At 65.7% G+C, this 22,297-nt stretch carries 22 protein-coding genes; 5 read left to right on the top strand and 17 right to left on the bottom strand.

The features are described from left to right. Nucleotides 1-7: 7 nt before the first annotated feature. The 13 genes from ACYQ1K_RS19320 to ACYQ1K_RS19260 form a co-directional block, all read right to left on the bottom strand. Nucleotides 8-1,237 (bottom strand): MFS transporter, encoded by a 1,230-nt coding sequence (locus ACYQ1K_RS19320; RefSeq protein ID WP_459984890.1) that lies wholly within the window; start codon nt 1,235-1,237, stop codon nt 8-10. A gap of 69 nt (nt 1,238-1,306) precedes the next feature. Beyond that, nucleotides 1,307-2,257: a hypothetical protein gene (locus tag ACYQ1K_RS19315; protein ID WP_459984889.1), complete on the bottom strand. Its 951-nt coding sequence runs from the start codon at nt 2,255-2,257 to the stop codon at nt 1,307-1,309. A 9-nt stretch (nt 2,258-2,266) separates the two neighbouring features. Further along, on the bottom strand, nt 2,267-3,283 hold the full coding sequence (locus ACYQ1K_RS19310) for an LLM class flavin-dependent oxidoreductase (protein ID WP_459984888.1): 1,017 nt from the start codon (nt 3,281-3,283) through the stop codon (nt 2,267-2,269). Between the two features lie 380 nt (nt 3,284-3,663). Further along, nucleotides 3,664-4,971, bottom strand: coding sequence for a PucR family transcriptional regulator (locus tag ACYQ1K_RS19305; protein ID WP_459984887.1), 1,308 nt, complete (start codon nt 4,969-4,971; stop codon nt 3,664-3,666). Nucleotides 4,972-4,987: 16 nt separating this feature from the next. Continuing rightward, nucleotides 4,988-5,599, bottom strand: coding sequence for a TetR/AcrR family transcriptional regulator (locus ACYQ1K_RS19300; protein ID WP_459984886.1), 612 nt, complete (start codon nt 5,597-5,599; stop codon nt 4,988-4,990). 74 nt (nt 5,600-5,673) lie between these two features. Further along, on the bottom strand, nt 5,674-6,459 hold the full coding sequence (locus tag ACYQ1K_RS19295) for a cyclase family protein (protein WP_459984885.1): 786 nt from the start codon (nt 6,457-6,459) through the stop codon (nt 5,674-5,676). Between the two features lie 151 nt (nt 6,460-6,610). After that, the gene (locus ACYQ1K_RS19290) at nt 6,611-7,030 is read right to left on the bottom strand and encodes a cupin domain-containing protein (protein WP_459984884.1); all 420 of its coding nucleotides are present in this window, start codon (nt 7,028-7,030) and stop codon (nt 6,611-6,613) included. Next, the gene (locus tag ACYQ1K_RS19285; RefSeq protein WP_459984883.1) at nt 7,023-7,781 is read right to left on the bottom strand and encodes a carboxymuconolactone decarboxylase family protein; all 759 of its coding nucleotides are present in this window, start codon (nt 7,779-7,781) and stop codon (nt 7,023-7,025) included. The genes ACYQ1K_RS19290 and ACYQ1K_RS19285 overlap by 8 nt, the downstream gene beginning before the upstream one ends. Nucleotides 7,782-7,815: 34 nt before the next feature. Further along, nucleotides 7,816-8,466 carry an ABC transporter ATP-binding protein gene (locus ACYQ1K_RS19280; RefSeq protein ID WP_459984882.1) on the bottom strand — a complete coding sequence of 217 codons (651 nt, stop codon included), beginning with the start codon at nt 8,464-8,466 and terminating at the stop codon, nt 7,816-7,818. A 49-nt stretch (nt 8,467-8,515) separates the two neighbouring features. Further along, nucleotides 8,516-9,304, bottom strand: a complete 789-nt coding sequence (locus tag ACYQ1K_RS19275; RefSeq protein WP_459984881.1) for an ABC transporter ATP-binding protein — start codon at nt 9,302-9,304, stop codon at nt 8,516-8,518. Then, nucleotides 9,240-10,286 (bottom strand): branched-chain amino acid ABC transporter permease, encoded by a 1,047-nt coding sequence (locus tag ACYQ1K_RS19270; protein ID WP_459984880.1) that lies wholly within the window; start codon nt 10,284-10,286, stop codon nt 9,240-9,242. The genes ACYQ1K_RS19275 and ACYQ1K_RS19270 overlap by 65 nt, the downstream gene beginning before the upstream one ends. Before the next feature lie 5 nt (nt 10,287-10,291). After that, nucleotides 10,292-11,161, bottom strand: a complete 870-nt coding sequence (locus ACYQ1K_RS19265; protein WP_459984879.1) for a branched-chain amino acid ABC transporter permease — start codon at nt 11,159-11,161, stop codon at nt 10,292-10,294. Next, the gene (locus ACYQ1K_RS19260) at nt 11,158-12,285 is read right to left on the bottom strand and encodes an ABC transporter substrate-binding protein (protein WP_459984878.1); all 1,128 of its coding nucleotides are present in this window, start codon (nt 12,283-12,285) and stop codon (nt 11,158-11,160) included. Before ACYQ1K_RS19260 ends, ACYQ1K_RS19265 begins: the two co-directional genes overlap by 4 nt. 212 nt (nt 12,286-12,497) lie before the next feature. Between ACYQ1K_RS19260 and ACYQ1K_RS19255 the strand changes: the two genes are divergently transcribed. Continuing rightward, nucleotides 12,498-13,586, top strand: coding sequence for an SDR family oxidoreductase (locus ACYQ1K_RS19255; protein WP_459984877.1), 1,089 nt, complete (start codon nt 12,498-12,500; stop codon nt 13,584-13,586). 150 nt (nt 13,587-13,736) lie between these two features. Here the strand turns inward: ACYQ1K_RS19255 and ACYQ1K_RS19250 are convergent, their stop codons facing one another. Both ACYQ1K_RS19250 and ACYQ1K_RS19245 read right to left on the bottom strand, forming a co-directional pair. Further along, nucleotides 13,737-14,639: an NAD-dependent epimerase/dehydratase family protein gene (locus tag ACYQ1K_RS19250; RefSeq protein ID WP_459984876.1), complete on the bottom strand. Its 903-nt coding sequence runs from the start codon at nt 14,637-14,639 to the stop codon at nt 13,737-13,739. 6 nt (nt 14,640-14,645) lie between these two features. Continuing rightward, a complete protein-coding gene (locus tag ACYQ1K_RS19245) occupies nt 14,646-16,271 on the bottom strand; it encodes a class I adenylate-forming enzyme family protein (RefSeq protein ID WP_459984875.1) in 1,626 nt (541 codons plus the stop codon). Between the two features lie 903 nt (nt 16,272-17,174). Here ACYQ1K_RS19245 and ACYQ1K_RS19240 point away from each other — a divergent pair. Genes ACYQ1K_RS19240 through ACYQ1K_RS19225 form a run of 4 tightly spaced genes read left to right on the top strand, consistent with a single transcriptional unit; the run spans nt 17,175 to nt 19,845 of the window. Continuing rightward, entirely contained in the window at nt 17,175-17,507 is a 333-nt protein-coding gene (locus tag ACYQ1K_RS19240; protein WP_459984874.1) for a dioxygenase family protein, read from the top strand. Between the two features lie 23 nt (nt 17,508-17,530). After that, nucleotides 17,531-17,929: an iron-containing alcohol dehydrogenase gene (locus ACYQ1K_RS19235; protein ID WP_459984932.1), complete on the top strand. Its 399-nt coding sequence runs from the start codon at nt 17,531-17,533 to the stop codon at nt 17,927-17,929. A 45-nt stretch (nt 17,930-17,974) separates the two neighbouring features. Further along, a complete protein-coding gene (locus tag ACYQ1K_RS19230; RefSeq protein WP_459984873.1) occupies nt 17,975-18,925 on the top strand; it encodes a zinc-binding dehydrogenase in 951 nt (316 codons plus the stop codon). After that, the gene (locus ACYQ1K_RS19225) at nt 18,925-19,845 is read left to right on the top strand and encodes an alpha/beta fold hydrolase (RefSeq protein WP_459984872.1); all 921 of its coding nucleotides are present in this window, start codon (nt 18,925-18,927) and stop codon (nt 19,843-19,845) included. Before ACYQ1K_RS19230 ends, ACYQ1K_RS19225 begins: the two co-directional genes overlap by 1 nt. A 24-nt stretch (nt 19,846-19,869) precedes the next feature. Here the strand turns inward: ACYQ1K_RS19225 and ACYQ1K_RS19220 are convergent, their stop codons facing one another. Together ACYQ1K_RS19220 and ACYQ1K_RS19215 are read right to left on the bottom strand one after the other, a co-directional pair. Then, nucleotides 19,870-20,583: a GntR family transcriptional regulator gene (locus tag ACYQ1K_RS19220; protein WP_459984871.1), complete on the bottom strand. Its 714-nt coding sequence runs from the start codon at nt 20,581-20,583 to the stop codon at nt 19,870-19,872. A gap of 127 nt (nt 20,584-20,710) precedes the next feature. Continuing rightward, nucleotides 20,711-22,276, bottom strand: coding sequence for a long-chain-fatty-acid--CoA ligase (locus tag ACYQ1K_RS19215; RefSeq protein ID WP_459984870.1), 1,566 nt, complete (start codon nt 22,274-22,276; stop codon nt 20,711-20,713). Nucleotides 22,277-22,297 lie beyond the last annotated feature (21 nt).

Here is a 22,297-nt window from a genome sequence, read left to right as displayed (position 1 = left end):
CCGCGGGTCACTTCAGAAGGGCTCGGTGCCGGACGTCGTGACCACCTTGAGCGGCTGCCAGCTCGTCTTCGACGGTGCCGCTGCGACAGGCGGCTGCGAGGAGCACCGCGAGTGCACCGACCAGCACACTGAGTCCGATCAACGGCGCCGTCCAGCCAGCCGTCGCCTCGTGGACGATGCCGACCAGGAATGGCCCCGGGATCGCGAACAGATAGCCCACCGACTGGGCGAAGGCGGAGAGCGCTGCGGTGCCGTCGGGTGTTCGAGCACGCTGGGCGATGAGGGCCATGATCATGGGGAAGGACCCTTGTCCAACGCCGATGAGCACCGCCCACAACCAGGGTGTCGCGTGCGGTGTCAGGAGAAGGCCGAGATAGCCCATCGGGTAGCAGGAAACGACGCCGATCGAGAGCAAGCCGGTGTGGCGGCCATGCAAGACGACCGTAGGCAGTAGAAATGAAAGCGGCACACTGGTGGCGGTGATGAGACCGAGCATGAAGCCGGCGTCCACGCTCGACGTACCGCTGTCGACGTACACGGTGGCCAGCCAACCGAAGATGGTGTAGGCCTGCACCGCTTGGAGCCCGAAGGCAGTTGCAACGAGCCAGCCGATGCGGGTGCGCGCCACCATCGCCAGGGTGAGCGGCGACGGGGTCGGGACTTCGACCCGCCTGTCGCGCGCGAGCATCAGCAGGGGTAGTGCGGCGAGCACGGCTGTCCCGGCCCAGATGCCGATGCCCCATCTCCAGGAGCCGAGCTCCGCTGCGATCGGCGCCGTCAGAGCCGAGGCCGCTGCGACTCCGAGGGCGAACGAGGTTGAGTACAGCGCGGTGACCAGGCCGATTCGGTCCGGGAAGTAGCGCCGTACGAGCGAGGGAAGCAGCACGTTCCCGATGGCCATTGCGGCCAACGCCAGAAAGGTGAGGCAGAGGAACGGCAGCGCGGTGTGCACGATCGCTCGGGCGAGGAGCGCGACGGCCGAGGTGACTGTGACAGCGAGCGCGACTCGGTCGGCGCCGAATCGGCGGGCCAGGAGCGGCGCCGACGCCCCGACGAGCGCGAAGGCCAGCACCGGAAGCGTGGCCAGCAGACTTCGCCCGATCGGACCGAGGTGGGTGCCCTCGGAGACTTGGTCGAGCAGGGGGCCGACGGACACAGCGACCGGCCGGAGGTTGAAGGCTAGGAACAACACACCCGCGAGGGCGATCGCCGGCGTTCGGCGCGAGTCGGCATGCATCAGGCTCCTGGGGAGGGCAGGGGCGCAGGGGCGCAGACTGTGGTCTGCGCCCCTGCCTGGTGAGATGAATCAAGAACGTGGTCCGTCGATCCGACAGCGCACCTCGAACCGCGTTCCCGTCGGCGACTCCGCCGTCACCGCGTGGACCCAGCCGTCGCGCGGATCTTGGTAGCAGATCGGGTCGGTGAAGCGGGCGGAGGGCAGTGTGTCGATGACCTTGTCGAGGTCGTCGGCCCAGTACAGGGAGCCGAACAATCCGCCGCGCAGCGGCCAGTTCGCCACCATGTCGATCGTCTGGTCGGGGTATCCCATGAACTCGACCTTGGTATTCGAGCCGGCGTCGACGATGTTGATGCATTCCAGCAGCATGGGTTCGGGGTGGTACATCAACTCGACCATCGCCTGGTTCTCGGCGTACCCGTGGAAGTCCATCTCCACGCCCACCTCCTCGGTCCAGAAGGCACGCTCGCGCCCCAGGTCGTCGACCACCCAGCAGATCTCGATCAGCTCCGAGTGCACGCGGTCGGGGTCGTCGTCGAGCACACTGTGATAGCGGTTGGGCGAACGCTCGATGTCGGTGATGTAGAGCGTGAGCTCGTCCGGCCCCTGGAACAGGCACTCGTAGCGTTTGCCCCAGTTCGCCGCGTCGACGTGCCTCGAGGGCTCGAGTCCGCAGGCAACGAAGCCGCTGACGTTGTGCGCGCCCGCAGCAATCACCGACGCCATGGTGAGCTCGACGTCACTGGAGAAGAAGTCCAGTGCGTACGGGCCGCCGCGCAGCGGAGCGAACGGCTCTGCCTCGTGAGGGGTCTCCACGACACGGACGGTCCGATTCGACCCTGGCGTGGTCATCTCCACCTGGCGGGTTGGCCCGTCCAGGCCGTAGAGGGCGCTTGCTGCTTCGGCAGGCAGATTGATGGTCCGTGTCGCTTGCATGCCGATCGTCGAGAAGAAGGCGACGGTCTTGCCCAGGTCCGTCGCGCCGACGATGGCCGAGGTCGGGTAGGTGAGTACGGGCACGGTCCGGCCTCAGGCGACCGGCTGCGGCGCGGCAGCGCTCTCGGTCATGCGAGGCGCGACGTCGGAGGCGAAGAGGCGCAGCGACTCCCGGACCTCGGCCGGGCTCAGCTCGGGCAGGTGCACCATCACATCGAGGCGGTCGGCCCGCACCTCGGCGCGGTAGGAGTCCAGCTGTGCGGCGACGCTTTCTGGGCTGCCCACGATATAGCCCCGCCGCTCCAGCGCGTCCGGGAAGTCGACAGGCTCCTCGGAGTTGAACAACCCCTTCTGCACGGCCTCGAAGTAGTAGCGGTCCTTGAGCGGGTCCCCGTCCGCGTACACCGCGTAGCTCGCACTCGCTCGACGGACTGCCTCCTCGTCCGTGGGGGCGACCACGATGATCCGCACCGCCCTGGTCTCCCCGAGGCCTCCGGCATTGCGGTAGGTCTCGATATAAGGTCCCTGCGCTGCCGGGATCTCGGCTTGGCCCATCACGAAGTTCATCCCGTTCCGTGCGGCAAACTCGATCGTCGGCTCATCCCGGGCAGCCACCCACAAGCGGTCGAGCAGGGTCCTTGAGTCGACGTCCACGGGGCCGAGCGCATCCTCGAAGCGCGAGCGCCCCTGCGTGCGGAGGAGCTCCAGCAGCTCGGTCATCGCATCCCTGAATGCGGCTCGCCGTTCGTCGGAGCTGTAGACGTAGGGCAAGAACACGGCTGGCTCGTCGCCTCCGGCGCCGAGGCCATAGAAGGTGCGTCCCTGGGCGAGCAGATCAAGGGTGAGCATCGACTCGACGACTCGCCACTGCTTCTCGAACGAGATCACCTTGACGCCCGTGCCGAGCTTGATTCTCTCGGTGCGGGCGGCGGCGAACGCCATCACGTGCTCGGGAAAGGCGATCCTTCCCGGGAAGTCCCCCTTCGGGAAGTGGTGCTCCCCGAACATGAACGAGTCGAAGCCCAGCTCCTCGGCGAGCTCGACGTCCGCCACGGTCTGCTCGACGGACTCACGATCCGACATCGCCGCCGACGCCCACTGCTGATGCATCACTCCGAAACAACCGACTGTCGCCATTGCGACCTCCTGCGGGCACCGCTCCAGCCTCCGGGCCAGATGTCTGACAAGTGCCGTTCAGGCTCAGGCTAAGCGAGCCTGCGGCTACCGCGCAACCTCGGTACAGCTGTCTGATAGGCGCGGCCCGCAACGGCGAGGCGTTCGACATCGAGACCGGCATGCCGGTCCGCCATGCAGCGCGGCAGCTGCGTCGGCTCTGGGTCGAGCTACCCCTTGGGTTCATCGAGGCGAAGTGGCCGGATGCCTCCTGATGCCACCGACCAAGACCGTCAGTCAGTATCTTCATGCGCGGCGCCTCAGGCCTTCCGGGCCGCCCGCGGGAGGGTCCGGGCCAACAGGCGATCAGCGTCGCCTTAACGGTGGGACTCTCCCTCCGGAGGAGAAGTTTCGACGCGTGTTGAACCAAGCATCCGCACGGCCGAGAGCAGATCCACGACGTCCGAAAACTTGCGGATATCGCAGTGGGTGCGGTCCGCAATCCGGTCGAGTCGATATCGAGCTGTGTTCACATGGACATTGAGCTGCGAAGCGGTGCGCCGCACGTTCAGGTCGCACGCGGTGTACGCCAGCAGTGTGTCGATCAAGACACTCCCCTGCGCCCGGTCTTGCTCGACGAAACGGCGCACCTTCTGGCGCACCAGAGGAGACGCATGAGAGGCGGCCTTCAGCACCAGGTAGTCGAACGTTCCCAGCTCGGCGAGGGCCAGTACGCCAACGCGTCCCTGGAGACCTTCGCGAGCTGAGACAGCCTCGTCATAGGCCGCGCGCATCTCGGCGAATCCTGTGCGCACTGTGCTCAGTCCGACCGACAAGTCCGTGTCCGCTCGGGCCGCGAGGTCCGTGGCACGACGGGCCGCATCGATGAGGTGCCGCACGTCGGTGCCGGCAAGCGGGGCGACGCCGACGATCTCGGCGTCTCGCACAGCCACCAGACCTCGCGCCCGGTGCGTGATCGCCGGGCGCAGCACACGAAGCGCATCGTGGATACGCGCCCGGGTTGCGTCACGACAGGTCACTGCCGACAGGACCACGTAGAGAGTCCCGGGATGGAGCCCTGCGGACCTCACGAGGTCTCGTTGTTCGGCGTCTGTCGGCTCGTTTCCAGCCAGTAGCTCGTCGATGACGACCCGCAGCGCAGGATCGGAGTCAGCGAGGTTGAGCTCCTGAGCGTCCAGGTACGCATCGGTGAGAACCGAGCTTCCCATCTCGATGACCTGCATGACATGGGAGGCGAGCAGCCCGACCGCAGCGCTACCGCGTGCCTCTCTCGACGCCGCACAAAGAAGGCTCTCCCAAAGCATGACTTGGTTGATGCGGAAGGCGCGCAGCACGTCGGCAAGCCCGACTCCCTGGTCGACGCGACGGGTCGCTTGCTGCTGTGTGACGCGAAAGTCGGTCGATCGGGCCTCTCGGCCGTCGAGCGCCGTCTGGAGTATCACGCGGAAGACCGCGTCGACGTGGCACCTGAGATCCTCGTGAAGCGCGGGGTCTCCACAGCCGCTATAGGCCGGAATTGACGCCCATGTGTTATCGACGGACCGCGTCACCGTCTGGTCCAGCTCGACCAACGCCGCGCGAGCGACGCGGGCGCTGACGGGATAAGTGGATTCAGCCATCGACGCATCCGACCATCTTGATGTCCATTCGCCATTGCCTTCCAAGGCGAGCCCCCGTGCCCTACGGACCGACACCGTCTCGGAAGAGCAGCCAGAACTGGGAGGCGACGTGCTTCGCGGAGTACGGCCCGTCGGGGGTGTACCAGCGGTAGGCCCAGTTGCACATGCCGAACAAGGCTAGGGTCGCGAGCTTGACGTCGACTTCCTTGAACTCTCCGGACTTGATTCCTCGCCGGAACGCCTCCTCGATCTTCGCCCGGTAGATGAGTCTGTGGTCCCGGACGACACTCCGATCCTGGTCCGCGAGGTCGCGATAGCTCTCGAAGAAGGCCGCTACGTGGCCGCGGTGTTCCGCCATCAGCTCGAAGATGTCGCTGATGACCCCTTCGATAAGCTCACTGGGGTTTGCGCCCTCGTCGACCCGTGCATCGTGGCGGTCGCTGAGCATGGCAACCCACTCCTCGAGCACGAAGTAGAGTATCTCGTCCTTGCGCTTGAAGTAGTGGTAGATGCTGCCCTTTGCCAGGCCAGCTTCCTCTGCGATGTCTCGCATGCTCGTGTTGTGGAAGCCTGTCCGGTGAAACAGACGTGCGGCAGCCAGAACGATGTCTCGCTTCCGGTCCTCGATGGGGAGCTTCTTGATCTCCTGCTTCCAACGCGTCGCGTTGTCCATTCCGCCGGCGCTCCTCTCTACTGGGACGAATAGGCCCATCATGCCCGGCCCCGTATCCGGCCGGACATGAGGAGTCACTTGATGGCGAGTGCGTTCGCTGTCGAACCGAACCCTCCGCGCGCGTGGAGGGGGGCGCTGGTGAGAAGGAACTCATGGCGGCCGTCCGCCTGACAGGCAGCCGCTAGGGCTTCGATGTCCCACAGTTCGCCGATCGCCATGCCGAACTGTGCGATGAGCACGTGGTGTAGGGCACCGAACGGCCACTCCTCTCGTTGTAGGGGCCAGACCTCGAGGGATGGGTTGTCGGCGACGACCGCGGCAAGCTCGAGGTCCCAGAGGTAGGAGGCCATCCGTTCGGTGTGTTCGAGCCCGCAGGCCCTCAGGGCCGTCTTGTCGGCCAGCTTCTCGCGCCCGCTCCGGTCCAAGGACCGATACCAATTGAGGAAACCTGTCCGGAGCAACAAGATGTCCCCCGGCCGATGCTCGACGCCAGCCGCGTTTCGTGCCGCCTCGAGGTCCTCTGGTCCGAAGGTGTGGCTTGATCCGGGGTCATAGCTCTTCGACGCCGATTCCCACAGGTCGAGGAGCACACCTCGTCCGACGATTCCGCGCGTCGCCCATGCTTCGATGCCGTTGCGACCTGCCTCGACCTCGGCGAGAGAGGCACCGTTGAAGAACACGTCCTCTTTGAACGCGAAGTGACCGAGCCCGTCCCACTGGCTGCTGGCTTGCGGGTTGAAGTCATGGTAGACGTCGTCCAGACCCAGACCGCCTTGGGCGCGACGGATCGTCCGGCTCAGCGGGGCGCGCCCGAAGAGTGGCGGGTCGAACTCGTCTAGCGGCGCATTCAGCGGAAACACGTCGCCGGTCCGGACGAGCCTCGCGGCCTCGCGAACACGTGCGGGCGTGAGTCTGGAGATGGTGCCGACTTCGTCCTCAGCGCCGAAGGCACCCCAACCGCTCCGCGCTCCGCCGTCGGCCAGTGGTAGGTCTGCGTAACGTGTTTGCTGCTCAGACATACCGGCTGACACCAGGCCAATCGTCGAGTCGCCCGAGGATGTTGACGAAGACGGACTCGTCAAGGCCGACGGAGCCGTAGTGGTAGACGACGTTGGCCGGGATGAACAGTGCATCGCCTGGCCGTACGACGGTCTCCGCGTCGTCGATGACGAATCTGGTTGCACCGCGAAGCTGGTAGATGAAGTGCTCGCCCGAATAGTCGTGCGGCGGCGTCGTTTGGCCCGCGGGGATGATGACCATGCCGACGGCGACATTGGTGCCTTCCAGTCCTCGGCAGATTCCTCTCATCATTCCAGGCGAGCTCGCGCCGGGTGCGTCCCAGTTGGCGGTCCACTCCTCCGCTCGGACGACTGCCGGGCGGGCTGGGTCGGCCTTCCGGTAGCCCCCGATCTGGCGCTGCGTCTCAGACATCGGCGGTCTCCTTCTCACGAACAGGGCTGTTGGTCAGGGACTCGAGCTCGTCGACTCCCGCCATGTAGGTCTGCATGCCGACGAGCGCGGCCAGTTCGAGCACCTCGAGGAAGTCCCGAAGCGTCGCACCGTACTTGATCGCGTTGCGTGCGTGCCCGCGGATTCCGGGTTCCATCAAGTGCTGGGTAGCCGCGTCGATAGCGACGTAGATCAGCTCGCGCATCTTCGGGGAAAGCCCACCTTCCTCCACCGTGTTGTCCCACGGCACGCCCGAGAACTCGAGATAGGCCTCGAAGAACTCCTGGTCGACCTGGATCACGCTGTTCCACAGGTCCGACCACGAGCCCCGGCGCTCCACGAACATCCTCTTCGTTGCCTCCTGAGAGTCCGAGAGCCGGTCCGACAACACGATGCCGAGCTCGTCGAGCACAATGGGCAGCCCTACGGTGATCGAGTGGATGCCGAGCACGCTGGTCATCTGGAGTGTCTCGACGACCTGCAGTCGCGTAGCGCCAGCGTCGAGCGCGCGACGCAGGTGCCGCGCGGCAGCCGTCACATTGAGATGTGTCACGGCCGCATTGACCGCCAGGCCGATGAGTTCGCGCTCCGCGACCGTCAGCGACCCGTGTCGCTGTGCCGCCGTTCGAAGACCCTCATAGGCGGCGACGAATTGAGGGTCGATCGCCACGGCCGTCGGTTCGAGGTAGTGGCCAAAGCCGTCTGCCCCCGTCGCCGTCGTGTCCAGACTCATCATTTCTCCTTCTTTGTTCGCACGTTCGGGTGGGTCAGGCTGCACCGAAGTAGAGCTCCCTGACGAGTGCCGTGTTGGCCAGGTCAGACGTTTGGCCGCTGGCCGCGATCTCCCCGGCTTGCAGCACGTACGCACGACTGCACAAGGACAGTGCGAGCTCCACGTTCTGCTCGACGAGAAGCAGAGCAACACCTCGGGACACAAGGTGGTCCAGCTGCTCATAGACGCTGTCCACGGCCACTGGCGAGAGTCCCAAGGACGGCTCGTCGACCAGGAGATAGCGAGGTTCCTGCGACAGTGCGCGCCAGATCGCCAGCAGCTGCTGCTGGCCGCCGCTGAGGGCGCCGGCACGCCGGTTCCTCATCGAGGCCAGTAGCTCGGAGGAGTCGAAGACGCGCTCGAGGACCTCGCCGACGCGTGATCGTGTTCGCGGTGAGGCGAGCGCTGCGACGGCCAAGTTCTCTTCGACGGTGAGCTGCCCGAAGACGTGGCGCCCTTCCGGCACGTAGGCCACCCCCACGTCCACGAGCGCCTGGGGCCGTGGGACTACTTGGTGTCCCTCGACATAGACCGCGCCGGCGATCCGGTTTGCGAGACAAAACACTCCTCGAAGGGTGGTCGACTTACCGGCGCCGTTCGCACCGACGAGAGCGACCTTCTCTCCGAGCTCGAGCTCAAGGCTCACATTCCGGACCATGGCCGGACGTGGGTAGCCGACAGACAGGTTCCTGACCTCAAGCACGGCTCCACCCCTCGGTGCGCTTGGTTCCCATGTACGACTCGATGACCGCTCTGGAGGCGAGGACGGCGCTCGGCGAGCCGGACTCGATGACGGCACCTTCGACAAGAACCGTGATCTCGTCGCAGATGTCGACGACCATCCGGACGTTGTGCTCGATCAGTACGACTGTCATCCCTGTCTCGCCGACGAGCCGCTGCAGGGTGCGGCCGAGCTCGATCGCCTCGCTGTGCGGCAGCCCGGCGGCAGGCTCGTCGAGCAGGAGGAGCTTCGGCGATGCCACGCTCGCGCGAGCCACCTCGACGAGTCGGCGCTCGCCGTACGAGAGCTGTTTGGCCGGTCGGTTGGCCGCCTCCGCCAGACCCAATCGCGTCAACGCCGCTCGCGACTGTGCCAGAACCTCCCGGTCGATGCGGGAGCTGCGGCGGGATGGGAGAAGGCCCCACGGCGGCCCGTAGCGGTGTCCCGAATGGGCGCCGACCGCCACGTTGTCGAGCACCGTGGCCTCGTCGTCCAGGATCGATGTCTGGAAGGTCCGGCTCACACCAGCTCTGGCGATCTGCCAGGGCTTGCGTCCAGTGACGTCAGTTCCTTGGAACTGGACCGTTCCGGCCTCGGGCCTGCTCAAGCCTGTGATCAGGTTCAGCACGGTCGACTTGCCCGCGCCGTTAGGACCCATGAGTCCGTGGATGGCGCCCGACCGCCATCGGAGGGAGACATCACGCACCGCGTGCACGCCGCCGTAGCTTCGTTTCAGGCCGGTTGCGACAAGGAGATCGGTCATGACGCACTCCTTGCATTCCCTCGGGGGATCTGACGGACCAGGCCGTCAGTTGGCGCGTAAGCCGCAGCCGGATTCCGCCGATTCCCTGTGGCGCTACCCGCAACACGACAATGACGAGGCAGGCGTAGACCAGCGGGATCCAGTTCGCGAGCGCTTCGTTGCCGCTGCTGTTCTGGAGGTACAGCAGCACCGGCGCGATGACCATGACGGTGAAGGGCGACCGTACGCCGGCGATCACGACGATGGTGAGCGTTGCGACCGTCCGATCGAAGTCGAACGACGAAGGATCGACGAGGCCGATGAAGGAGGCGTAGAGCCCTCCCGCAATCGCGGCAACGACGCCGCTGGCTGCAAAGGTGTTGACCATGAGGCGGTTCGTATTGATGCCGACGCATCGGCCCGCCACCTCGCTCGCCCGGGTAAGGCCCTGGGCCCGTCCGATCCGGTTGTGGCGAACGGTGAGAAGGACGCCGAGCGTGACTCCGATCGCGACGAGGGCAAGGAAGTACAGTGTCTTCCCGGCGACCGGCGCTCCGCCCAGCGTCGAGAGGACGATGATTCCCTGGCCACCGCCGCTGAGGCTCGTCCAGTTCGTGGCGACGTCACCGAGTACGAACGAGTAGGCGAGCGTCACCATGGCGAGGTAGAGGTGCGTCGTGCGCAGGCACGTGACGGCCATCGCTGCGCCCGCAATTGCGCCGCCGACTGCGGCAACGGGAAGCAGGATGAGCAGGTCCCAACCGGTGCGGTCTCCGAGGATCGCGACGGTGTAGGCGCCGATGCCGAAGACGACACCCTGGCCCAGAGAAAAGTAGCCCCCGTAGCCCATGACAGTCATCAGGCTGAGCGCGAGGAGCACGTTGATCGCGATGCTGGCCGCCAGATAGACCTCGCCGAGCGAGAGGACACTGGGGAGGAGGAGAAGCAGCGCGAAGATGACAAGGATGAGTCGATGTCCGCGTGCTGTCCCGGTCCGCTCCATCGCCATCACACCCTTGCTCGCTCATGGGTGGTCAGAAGTCCCGACGGCTTGAGGATGAGCACCACCGCCAGGACACCGAAGACCAACGCGTTCGTGTAGCTGGCTGAGACGTATCCGGCGAAGAGCGACTGGACGACACCCAGCAGGATCGCTCCGAGTGCGGATGCCGCTACTCCGGTGATCCCTCCGAGGGTGGCGCCGACGAAGCCGACGAGTGCGATATAGACGCCGGTGAAGGGCGTGAGACTGCTCAGCGGTGCGAGTAGAACGCCCGCGACGGCGGTCGCGGCTCCGGACACAAGGAAGATGAGGTTGATGATCATGCTGTCCTTGACTCCGAGGGCTTGGGCCATCATGCGATCTTGGAAGATCGCTTTGACCAGCAGCGCGCGGCGACTGCGGAACGCGAGACCGACCGCGGCCAGGAGGATTCCGGCCATCGCGATCGTGCCCAGAGTGTGAGCGGTGATCGCGACGCCTCGAATTCGGAGGATGCTCTCCCCGAACGGACTCGGCGCGGCACGGACGTCCGCGCTTGCCAGAATGCGAACTGTCTCCTGCATCACCACGGATACGGCGAACGAGGCGATCACGGTCGGCATGGCGCCTTCCCTGCGGAAGATCGGTTCGAAGACCACAATCCACAGGGCGAGGGAGGTGATGGCCCCGAGGGCGACCGAAGCAACGGCGGATGGCAGCGGCGGCCACGGCGCCAGCACGACGTAGAACAGATAGCCCGAGACCATCGCCTGGGCACCGAGCGTGAAGCTGATCACGCCGGTGGCCGAGTAGATCGTGGCGTAGCCCACAGCGATCGTGGCGTAGATGATGCCAACGGTCACGCCGGCGACAAGGAGCTGAACAAGCTCGCTCACTGTTCGGGCACCTCGACGTAGTCTCCGTTGTCAATCTGAGCGAGCTGGCACATCCGCATGTACGTCCGCTCGGAGTCGAAGTCGCCTTCGGACTGCGCGATGCCGTGGAAACCATTCAGCTGGCCGAGAGCGGTGGTGATGGCTTTCGGCTTCGTCGCCCCGTTGGTCACGACCTCGTTGAGCGCGGCCGTCGCGTCATGGGTCATCGCGGTGACCCAGGAGGGCTGTTGAATGTCTGCGGACTTCCTGGCGAGGTCGACGAACTTCGCGTCCTGCGCGTCGCCCTTGATGGGGAACCACGGGCCTGCCTGGATGACACCGTTCGACGCCGCGCCCGCGACGCTTGCGACGTCGGGGTTGGCGTCCATCAGGAACTGGGTGTCAAGGCCGGTGGCTTTCGCACCCTTCAGGATTGAGGCGACGTCGGCGGCGGGCTGGGTGTAGAGAGCAACAAAGGCCGGCTTCTGCGCGCGTGCCCGCAGAAGTGCGGGCGTGTAGTCCGGCTGGCCGAGCTGCAGGTCGATCTTTTCGGCGACGGAGATCCCGTACTTCGTCTTAAGCAGCTCGGTCAGGTTGGCGGCCGCCTCCTGTCCGAAGTCGTTGGCTGCCGCCATGATCACGACCTTCTGCCCGGGCTTGATCCGGGAGGCGATGAGCTTGGCCTGGACCTCGTTGTTCGCGATCTCGGTGTTGCCGAACCGGAACACATTCGGGTGGCCGTCAGTGAGGCTCTTGTTGACCGTGACCATGAGCTGCGGCACGGAGAACTGCGTCGTCACAGCTTCCGTGGGGATGAGGTTCAGGCTCACCATCGGCCCGATGACGGCCGAGGCACCGTCCGCCGTGATCGCGTGCCGAGCCGCGTTCACGCACGCCTCGGCTCCGGCGCCGCAGTCGTAGTACTTCACCGAGATGTGGCTGCTGCCGCCCGCCTCCGCCAACGCCGCTTCGATGCCGGCCTTGGCTTGCTGGCCGAACCCCGCAAACTGGCCGGTCAGCTCGAGGACGGCGGCCACCCGGACCTCCTTATCGCTCCCGGCGCCGGCGCTGCTCCCGCAACCCGCCAGTGCGAGCGCCGTAGTCGTCGCCAGGGCAAAGATCTTCAGGGTCGGGCTCTTCTTCATGACTGCTCCAGGTGTCGCCGAGATCTGATGATGGTTCCGACCGGCTGGCCGGTTGTATTTCGGTGAAGGTAATGCGTGACCGCCGTCACGCGCAAGACCGATCTTGCATTAAGTTACGCTTGTCTCTTCACGGCGTTGCTGTCATCCGATCCTTGACGAAGCCTTCACATACTCCTACTGTCGACCGGTCGGCCGGTTTGAAAGGTAAGGAAATGGTTGATCGAAAGATTGCTCTCGTGGCTGGCGCCAGCGGCGCTGTCGGGATGGCGAGCGCGCGTCACTTCGCCTCATTGGGCTGGCGTGTCGTCACGCTGTCACGCCGTCGCCCGGAGCTTCCGGACGACCTCGAGCACATCGCTGTCGACTTGCGGAACCGGGACGAGACGAGACGTGCGGTGACCGGGCTCGGCCACATCGACGCGCTGGTGTACGCCGCGCTGTTCGAGAAGCCGGGTCTCGTCGCGGGATGGCAGGAGCAAGACCAGATGGAGACGAATCTGGCGATGCTCCAGAACCTGGTCGATCCGCTCCGGGACAGTCGGTCGCTGCGGCACGTGTCCCTGCTCCAAGGCACCAAGGCCTACGGCAGCCACCTCCACGACATCCCGATCCCGGCTCGCGAGTCACTGCCTCGCGACGACCATCGGAACTTCTACTGGCTGCAGGAGGACTACCTGCGCGTCGCCGCCGAGGATGGAGCGTTCAGCTTCACCATCTTTCGCCCTCAGCTGGTCATCAGCAGCGCGATCGGCGTGGCGATGAATCCGGTGCCGGTCATTGCGGCATACGCCGCCGTCTGCCAGCAGTTGGGGCGTCCCTGCGGGTTCCCGGGAGGGCCTCCGTTCGTGTGGGAGGCGGTCGACTCGCGTCTGCTCGCGCACGCGTTCGCGTGGGCAGCACAGACGCCAGCCGCCGGCAACGAGACCTTCAACATCACCAACGGCGACATCTTCGCGTGGCGAGACCTGTGGCCCGAGATGATGGCGGTCCTCGGCGTCGACCTCGGTGAGGAGGAAGAGATCTCGTTGAGCGAGTTCCTTCCCGCGCATCGGGAAACGTGGGCCTCCGTTGTCGACAGGCACAGACTACGGAGCACGACGATCAACGAGATTCTCGGCGAGGCGCACTTCGCGGCCGACTACTACTTCGCCTACGGCCAGGCGAGTCCCCGCACAAAGCTGCTCAGCACCGTGAAGCTCCGGCAGGCCGGCTTCGACGTCTACTACGACACCACCGACACGTTCCGCTACTGGCTCCGAGACATGCAGGCTCACGGATACGTACCGATGCCCGTGCTGTGAAGGTCTCTGCTGTACGGATGCCCCGACCCCAGACCGCCGCCGAACCGGACGTCATTCGTTGACGGCCTGTCGGCGGCGCGCCGTTGCGGCTCCGCGTCATAGACGATCAGCATAACCGCACGCGGTCTAGCGCGACCCGCCGCGGGCACATTACCTCTCCCGCCTGAACGGCCGCACCGAGCCTACAGCCCAGTCGAAGTCCCCGGCGCGGATCTCCTGCGCAAGTGAGGGGCCTGTCGGCTCCCACCCGATCGCCGCAGCCATCGACGGCTCGGCTATCTGATCCAGCAATGCGGCCTCCCCCACCGCCCCTAGTCGCTCGACGGCCTCGTCGCCCGACTCGAATCGGATGCGGCCGTCGTACCCGGCTCGTTCGCTCATCAGCCGCGACAGATCGGCGACAGTCACCCTCTCTGAGCTTGCCCCGATCATCTCGTGTGGCAGCCCGTCGCTTCGGCATGCCATCAGGTAGAGCCGGGCGAGATCGGTTACGTGGACAGTCGGCCAGTGCTGCGCGCCTGAGCCGACCGTCTGCAGGCACGGTCGTCCGAGCTCGTCGGTCGTTACCACACGAAGTCGATCGAGTGACGCGCATCGGCCGCCTCCATGAACCACGGCGGGCGCTATCAGGCGGATGTCGAGGGCAGTATCGGTGCGAAGGCGGTCAACGACGTCGACGCGCCAACGGGCAACCACGGGCGGGTTGAACGGAGCACTAGCCGACAGATGCGGTGTGGAACCGTACATCCAGACACCGGTCGTATGGATCCAGCGCTGGCCGGTAGCCAAGTTGGCACAGACCGCATGCGCAATCTGCAGGTCGATGGTCGGATTCGTCGCCGCGACATGAATGAAGGCGTCGTAACTGCGCCAGAACTCTCGGCTCAGCGGGCGAGCAAGGTCATGGACGACGGCGTCTACACCGCGGCGCGCCAATGCCGCAGCACTTGCGCGTGTGCGAACCAGCCCGGTGACCTGCAGGCCCTCATCACGGGCCAGGCGCACGATGCTTGATCCGACGTGGCCCCGGGCGCCTAGGACGATGGTATGCACGGCGAGCTACCTGAGCGCAGCCCGGCGAATCTTGCCAGTCTCAGTCTTTGGCAGCGTAGCGACCACGTGGACCACTCGCGGCACCTTGTACGCCGCCAGCCTGTCGCGGACGAAGGTCGCAAGCTCGTCTCCCGTGGCCGGGGCGGCAGCCTCGCGCAGCGACACGAATGCCTCGACCCGCTCACCGCTGTAGTCGTCAGGCTTGCCCACTACGGCTACCTCGAGGACCGCGGGGTGCTCGCTCAGGGCGTCCTCGACCTCGCGCGGCCACACCTTGTAGCCGGAGACGTTGATCTGGTCCTTGAGGCGGTCCACCAAGTAGATCCAGCCGTCATCGTCGATGACAGCGACGTCACCGGTCCGGAGCCGACCGCCTGGCATAGTGCTTTCGGTCGCCTGAGCGTTGTTCCAGTAGCCAGGCACGATCTGGGGGCCAGAGAGCTCGAGCTCGCCTTCGTCGTCTCGCGGAACCTCGACCCCGTTCTGATCGACAGCCCGGGCAACCACGTGGGGAAGCGGCACGCCAATCGAGAGCGTTCCCGTGGGTTGATGCACCGGGGCGTCGATCCCCGGCGGAACGGCCACGACCGCCGACGACGTCTCGGTCATCCCGTAGGCGTTGTGAATATAGAATCCGAATCGTTCACGGGCACGCTCCACGACCGCGGGCGGAATCGGCGCGCCGCCCGAATAGACCAGACGAAGGGACCTCAGATCCTCAGGCTCGCTAACCTGAAGAAGCGCGTTGTAAGCCGTGATGGAGCCCAGCGCGAAGGTCACGCCGTGTTCACTGATCGCGTCCCGGACCACCTCAGCTTGGAAGCGATGTGCAAAGACAAGCCGCGACGTGCCAAGTAACGCCAAGGCCGCGTTGGCAACCGCCCCGGTGATATGGAACAGCGGGGCCAGAGCCAGGACCACATCATGATCGAGACTCAGCCAGGCTTCAAACCCACGGACCACATGGAGCAGATTCCCGTGTGTGTTCATAGCCCCCTTGGGGGGTCCTGTGGTCCCTGAGGTGTAGGTGAGCATCGCAAGGGCGTCAGGATCGAGATCCCTTGACTGCCATGTCTGACCACGGTGCTCCTCGATGAGCAGGTCGAAGGCGCATAGCGTGTCCGACGAGGCGCTCGAACCGAAGATCCTCCCGTCGTCTCGAGTCTGCCAGGTGCGCGCGTCGACCTCGATCACCCACGAGACCATGTCTCCCCCGGCGGCGGAGACGGCCTTCCCCGTCGCGACGTCGGCGAACACCCCCACAGCCCCCGAGTCCCCGAGAAGATGCCTCAGCTCCTCGCCCCGATACATGGGATTGAGCAGAACGGCGATCGCGCCAAGTTTCCAGAGCGCGAGGAGGATGACCGCGTACTGCGGGACATTCTGCAGGTGGATGCCCACGCGGTCTCCGCGGTCGACCCCTCGGCCATGTAATCCTGCGGCCAGCGCGGCCGCCAACTCGTCTACTTCCTCAACAGTCCAGTGCCGGTCGAAGAAGGTAAGCGCGACGTCACGCGGCGAGCGCGCTACGCGCCTCTCCCAAGCATTAGCGAGAGACCGCTCAGCAATCCGCAGGCCAGAACGTCCATTCTCCTGGTAGTTCTTCAGCCACGATGGCGCACACGCGTCCACAGGTCGCCCCTCTCTTCACCTTCCTTCGCTCACCATGACGGCTGGCGCTGCCTCCGCGCATCGTGTCGACCAGCCAATGTTGCATGTCTGTTCGTCACAAGGGTGCCCTGGGCCGGTAGTGCCCATGGCGCTTGACGGCCGGAGGGCCGTGGCACCTCTTCGGTCGTGCGTCGTTTGCCCGGCGTGGAGAGCTCATGGGTGTCATTGCGCAGGTCCGCGGTTGTTGAGTCGCACGAGGGGCGAGCGACGTGAGACGCATCGGCACACCCGCGATATTCAGCGTGTCGATGACCATGGCGGCATCCGTGGTCGCGGTCCCTCCGCGCCGGCGGCAGCGGCGACGGTGCTCGGCTGTGCCCTTCGCGCTCACCTTCGACGACGGCCAGCGTCCGGCGTGACAAACAGACTCCTCGGCCTCCTCATCTCCCCCATGTGCCCGCCGCCTTCTTCATGGTCGGCGAGCGCGTCCCGCAATCCCTGAGACCGCAGAGACCTGATCTTGCAGTGCGGTTCAGGAACGCTGGCGTCCCCCGCTCCCCGCGCCGAGGCTGCGCTCGGAGTCGGGGTCGAGCCTGGCGGTAGGCCAGCCGGAGGCGTTGGCCGTGACGTCGGCGAGGACGCATGCGTGGGGACTCATACGGCCTACTCCGGATCCTGCTCGAGATCCCGCTCCGATGCCGCCCAGTTGAGCGGGAGCTCGCGGGCGATCGGGGAACACATTCCGAGCTAAAAGGGGCGCCGGTCGTGGTTGGACTCCTCGATCCAGGTCGCCACCTGACGACTGGCCTGTTCGAGTGGCGAAGTGCTCGGGCGGGCGCAACTCTAACTCCACGGTGGAGTGCCAGCTCTCGATGACGGTGTTGTCAAGCCCGCCGAGGCCCGCCGCGCCCATGCGGATCTCGGATGCCGGCGAGAACCTCGGTCCCCTCGCACTATCCCATCCCGACGGACGGGCCCGTGGGCCACCTGCTCCGGGCCACCGGCCGGCACCCCTACCGGCCGGCCCACGTCCACGTCCTCGCGAGTGCACCCGGGCACCAGCCGGTGACGACCCACATGTTCGTCGCCGACAGCCCCTACCTGGACAGCGACGCAGTCTTCGCCGTGAAGGAGTCGCTCGTCTGCGACTTCGCCGAGTCCTACGACGCGGAGGAGGCTGAGCGCCGAGGGGTCTCCGTGCCGTTCCGGCACGCCCACTTCGACCTGAGGCTGGTCCCCGACGGAGGCACATCGTGAACTTCGTGTACGACGCCCTGCCGATGCGGGTCGTCTTCGGCCCCGGCAGCCTCGCACACGTGCCGGACGAGGTCGACCGACTCGGCCTGAAGCAGGTGCTGGTCCTGTCCACGCCCGGGCAGCGCGTCCTCGCCGACAGGGTCGCCGTGAGCCTGGGTGACCGTGCCGCGGGCGTGTTCGACCAGGCTCGGATGCACGTGCCGGTCCCGACGGTCGACGCGGCCGTTGGTCATGCCGCGCGACGAGCTCGGCTACCTCCAGCTCGCGCCTGGTCAGCGGCGACGCGGTGGGCGAGTCGGTTCCGGTGGCCTCTCCGAACGCGAACGCGATCGCCTCGTCCACACGCCAGCGCAAGCATTGGGTCTGCCGCGAGCCGTCGCTCACGCCGCGAACCCGGCCTCGCCATCCACACCTCACCTTGATAGCATCCCATTCTGACAAGGTTGCATGCAATTGGAGGAAGAAGAATGCGAGCCATCATCGTGAACAGACACGGTCCTGACGTGCTGAGCCTCGCGGAGGTCAACGACCCACGGCCCGAGCCTGACGAGGTCTTGGTCCGGATCCGATCCGCATCGCTCAACTACGGCGAGGTCGTGCACGCTCATGGCCTGCAAGACAACGGCCTACCCCCATTCCCGCACGGAACGGTCCTCGGCGCAGACGCGGCCGGGGTAGTGGAGCGTGCGGCGGAGGACGGGAGCGGCCCACCGGCCGGGACCCCGGTGGTCACGTTTGGCGCTTCCGGTGGCTGGGCGGAGTTGCGGGCGGTCCCGAACTCAATGATCGGCATCGTTCCCGAAGGGTCGGACCTCGGCGCGATCAGCACGGTTCCGGTCGCGGGCCTCAGCGCCCTGCGCGCTCTGCGACGGGTAGGAGACCTTCTCGGCAAGCGGGTGCTGATCACTGGTGCGACCGGTGGGGTGGGACGCTATGCCATCCAGTTGGCCGCACTCGCGGGCGCCGAGGTCATTGCGTCGACGGGTGACGTTGATCGGAATCGCGCGTCACTGACGTCGCTGGGCGCAACCCATGTGGTGAGCACTCCGGCCGACACTCCTGGACAGGTGGACGGGGTCTTGGACCAGGTCGGCGGGCAACAGTTGGTGGACGCCTTCGACCGCCTCGCGCCGCACGGCACGCTCGTGTCCGTGGGGCACTCGGCCGGCGCGCCCGAGACTTTCCCCTTCGGACTCATGTTCGGGGACGCAGGACGTCACGATCGTTCGGTCGTGACGTTCTTCCTCGGAGCTCACACTGACTTCCAATCCGATCTCACCTGGCTCGGGACCCAGGTTGCCGCGGGGCGGCTCGACCCGGGAATCGCCTGGCGGGATGACTGGTCGCGAGCCAGCGCTGCCTACTCGGCGTTGCTCGATCGCCGCCTGGGCGGCAAGGCCGTCATCGAGATCGGCTGATGGGCGAGGAGATCAGCCGGTCACAGGCGTTGCCGGAGCCGATCCGAATCCGATCGAACGGCATCGAATTGTCCGTGCACGTTGCGGGCGACGGGCCGTCGGTCCTGCTCGTTCACGGGTTCCCCGATCTCGCCGTGTCGTGGCGCCATCAAATGGGGGCACTCGTGGGCGCCGGCTACCAGGTCGTCGTCCCGGACATGCGCGGATACGGCGCAAGTGATCGTCCTCCGGCTACAGAGACCTACGACGCGGCCACGATTGGCGAGGACCTCATCGGAGTGCTCGATGCCTTGAAAGTCGGTCGAGCCGCCGTTGTCGGACATGACTGGGGCGCCAACTCCGTGTGGCCACTGGCTTTCAGCCATCCAGAGCGGGTGCGCGGCATCGTGGGCCTCAGCGTCCCGTTCGCGCCGGCGGCACCCGTCTCTCCTTTGGAGGTGATGGAACGACGGCTGGGCAGAGACTTCTACATGTTGCGGTTCCAGGCGCACGGTCCAGCGGAGCACTTTCTCGAGGGAGACGTCAGACGCACCTTCATGACCATGTTTTCCGATCTCGCCCCGTTCGACGGCGACGGCCACCTGGTGCGCCCCTCATGGCTCACCGAGGAGGAACTGAACGTCTACGTCGAGACGTTCACCCGCACCGGGTTCTCCGGCGGTCTCAACTACTATCGCAACATCGAGCGAAACTGGCGCATGACTCGGGCGCTCGCCGACCGAACGACGGCCCTGCCCGCCCTCTTCGTCACTGGTGACCAGGACGCAGTCGCGAGGTTCATGCCCGCGACGCGCATGGCCGAGACGTTCAGGAAGGTACGGCGCGAGACAGTGGTCGGCGCGGGCCACTGGGTGCACCAGCAGGCGCCCGACGAAATCAATCGGCTCCTGCTGGAATTCCTCGCGATGCTCCCTGATTGAGCGGGTTCCGTGCGACGCGACGGCTTAGCGGCCGGAATGAGCCGCGTTCGACTCGGCCCAGCGGGCCGTCGCGTCGATGGAGGATCGGATGTGGGCGATCATCTCCAGCCGCGCACGGTCAGCGTCTTGCGCGATAATGGCCTCTGCGATCGCCTGGTGCTCCTCGAGGTTGCGAGCAATCAGCCGCGAGTTCCCCGCATAGGCGCCGAACGAGAGGTTGTGCGGAAGCTTTCGACTAAGCTCTCGTATTGTCGCCGCGAGATGACGGTTTCCCGCAGCGTCGACAATCGTCGAGTGGAACCTCTCGTTGGCCAGAGTCCACGCTTCCGCTTGGGCCGAGTTATCTTGCCTCAGCGTGTCACGGAACGAAGTCCACGAGTCGTTCATCTGGCGGATCTGATCGTCACCCATGCGAGCGGCGGCCAAGGCCGCCGCCATCCCCTCGAGCTCCGCGCGGACCTCGCCGATCTCGCGGATGTCCTGACCCGATTGACCGTTCACCCTGGCGCCACGGTTCGGGACGATGGTGACGATTCCCTGTGCGGCCATGATCCGGAGGGCCTCGCGCACCGGCGTGCGGCTGACGCCGAACTCTTCGGCGATCGCTCCGTGACGCAGCCAGGTTCCGATCGGGATCTCGCCCGCGAGGATCCGTCGCTGCAGGCGTGTCACCACCTGGTCGCCTATCGAGGCATCAGCAAACTCGGCCCCCAGGGGACCATCGTCACTCTGGCTCATGATCTCCCAGTACTCTCCCGTCCGCCGACGGCCGCAATATACCGCATCCGATTTCGTGCGACCGGGATGCAAAGTGCCAGGAACCCATCGCCGCACCTGCCCATGCCGCCGACCCCGGCCTTGCCACCTAGATCTCGCGCTTGAGGATCTTGCCGGTCGCGGTGGTCGGCAGCGTGTCGCGGAACTCGACGATGCGCGGATACTTGTATGCCGCCAACTCTTCCCTGCTCCAGGCGATGAGCTCTGCTTCCGAGATGTCGGGCTGTTCGCGGGACCTGATGACCACGGCCTTGATCTCTTCGCCGAGCGCTTCGTCGGGCACACCGATGACCGAGGCGAGCGAGACCGCCGGGTGAGACATCAGCACCTCTTCCACCTCCCGCGGATAGACGTTGTATCCGCCACGGATGATCATGTCCTTCGCGCGGTCGACGACGTAGTAGTAGCCGTCACGGTCACGCTTGGCGAGGTCGCCCGAACGGAACCAGCCATCACTGATGGCCTCACGCGTGGCTTCGGGCCGTTTGTAGTAGCCCTTCATGACATTGTGTCCCTTGATGGCAATCTCACCAATGCTGTCCGGATGGTCGGGCACCGTTCGCCAGTTGGCGTCGATCAGCCTCATCTCGACGCCAGGGATGGGGATCCCGATCGAGCCGGGCCGCACAGGTGCGCGAAGCGGCGAGAATGATGCCACTGGGGACGTTTCCGACAGGCCGTAGCCCTCCAGGATCGTGACACCGAGCCGCTCCTGGAATTCGTGGTGAACCGCCGCTGGAAGGGCGGCGCCGCCCGATATGGCGACGCGGAGACTCCTCGGGAGCTTGTCGACATCGATCACCTCGTCGAGACTGCGGAGAAGGTTCCAATACATCGTTGGCACTCCGGCGAAGACCGTCACGGACCTGTCGACCATCGCGCGCAAGGCGGTGCCCGCATCAAAGCGCGGCAACATCACGATGACGCCGCCTTGCGAGATGGCAAGGTTCTGGACGACTGTCTGTCCGAAGGAGTGGAACAGTGGCAGCACGCACAAAAAGGTGTCGGGCCGCGCCACGTCGGTCTCGAGGACGGTTGCCATGGCGCTCACGTTGTCCCGCATGTTGCGGTGTCGCAACTCGGCACCCTTGGGCTGACCTGTTGTGCCCGAGGTGTAGAGGATGACCGCCGTGTCGTCGTCGCTGCGGTCGACCGCATCGTAGACCGGCGACTGGTCCTGCAGGAGTGCGTCGGACAGCAGTGGCGTCGTTGCAGTCAGACCTCCGGTCGGGGACTTCGTGGGATCCGATTCGATCAGGAAGAAGTGCCGACACCCGTCAACCGCGCGGAATCCCTCTGCCGCGGCGTCGCCGATCGGAAGCTCGGAAGTTCCTTCGTAGGCGAAGTAGGCAACGGCGTCCGCATCGTCGAGGTGGTAGGCGATCTCTCGCGCCCTCAGCAACACGTTCAGCGGCACAACGGTCGACCCGGCCTTGAGGATTGCGTAGTAGATGATCGTGAACGCCGGGATATTGGGGCACGACAGCGCCACCTTGTCACCGGGCTGCACCCCGCGGGACGTCAAAAGATTGGCGATCTGGCTCGCTTCGCGGTCGATCTGGCTGTAGGTCAAGGCACTGTCGCCGAGCACGATTGCCGCTCTCTCGGGATGCCTTTGGGCACTGGACTCGAGCAATGCAGCGACGTTGGTCACAACGCTCCTTCTGGGTGCATG

The organism is Nocardioides sp. AN3 (assembly GCF_054653495.1).
Note: the sequence above shows the minus strand (reverse complement) of the source record. Positions and strands in the feature narration are given on the sequence as shown.

What these genes read in the sequence shown, in the direction of transcription:
- ACYQ1K_RS19240 (WP_459984874.1), top strand. Translation starts at nt 17,175, where the DNA reads ATGCCGGCGAGAACCTCGGTCCCCTCGCACTATCCCATCCCGACGGAC.
- ACYQ1K_RS19255 (WP_459984877.1), top strand. Translation starts at nt 12,498, where the DNA reads ATGGTTGATCGAAAGATTGCTCTCGTGGCTGGCGCCAGCGGCGCTGTC.
- ACYQ1K_RS19270 (WP_459984880.1), bottom strand. Translation starts at nt 10,286, where the DNA reads ATGGAGCGGACCGGGACAGCACGCGGACATCGACTCATCCTTGTCATC.
- ACYQ1K_RS19275 (WP_459984881.1), bottom strand. Translation starts at nt 9,304, where the DNA reads ATGACCGATCTCCTTGTCGCAACCGGCCTGAAACGAAGCTACGGCGGC.
- ACYQ1K_RS19260 (WP_459984878.1), bottom strand. Translation starts at nt 12,285, where the DNA reads ATGAAGAAGAGCCCGACCCTGAAGATCTTTGCCCTGGCGACGACTACG.
- ACYQ1K_RS19285 (WP_459984883.1), bottom strand. Translation starts at nt 7,781, where the DNA reads ATGAGTCTGGACACGACGGCGACGGGGGCAGACGGCTTTGGCCACTAC.
- ACYQ1K_RS19310 (WP_459984888.1), bottom strand. Translation starts at nt 3,283, where the DNA reads ATGCATCAGCAGTGGGCGTCGGCGGCGATGTCGGATCGTGAGTCCGTC.
- ACYQ1K_RS19290 (WP_459984884.1), bottom strand. Translation starts at nt 7,030, where the DNA reads ATGTCTGAGACGCAGCGCCAGATCGGGGGCTACCGGAAGGCCGACCCA.
- ACYQ1K_RS19235 (WP_459984932.1), top strand. Translation starts at nt 17,531, where the DNA reads ATGCGGGTCGTCTTCGGCCCCGGCAGCCTCGCACACGTGCCGGACGAG.
- ACYQ1K_RS19300 (WP_459984886.1), bottom strand. Translation starts at nt 5,599, where the DNA reads ATGGACAACGCGACGCGTTGGAAGCAGGAGATCAAGAAGCTCCCCATC.
- ACYQ1K_RS19220 (WP_459984871.1), bottom strand. Translation starts at nt 20,583, where the DNA reads ATGAGCCAGAGTGACGATGGTCCCCTGGGGGCCGAGTTTGCTGATGCC.
- ACYQ1K_RS19320 (WP_459984890.1), bottom strand. Translation starts at nt 1,237, where the DNA reads ATGCATGCCGACTCGCGCCGAACGCCGGCGATCGCCCTCGCGGGTGTG.
- ACYQ1K_RS19230 (WP_459984873.1), top strand. Translation starts at nt 17,975, where the DNA reads ATGCGAGCCATCATCGTGAACAGACACGGTCCTGACGTGCTGAGCCTC.
- ACYQ1K_RS19225 (WP_459984872.1), top strand. Translation starts at nt 18,925, where the DNA reads ATGGGCGAGGAGATCAGCCGGTCACAGGCGTTGCCGGAGCCGATCCGA.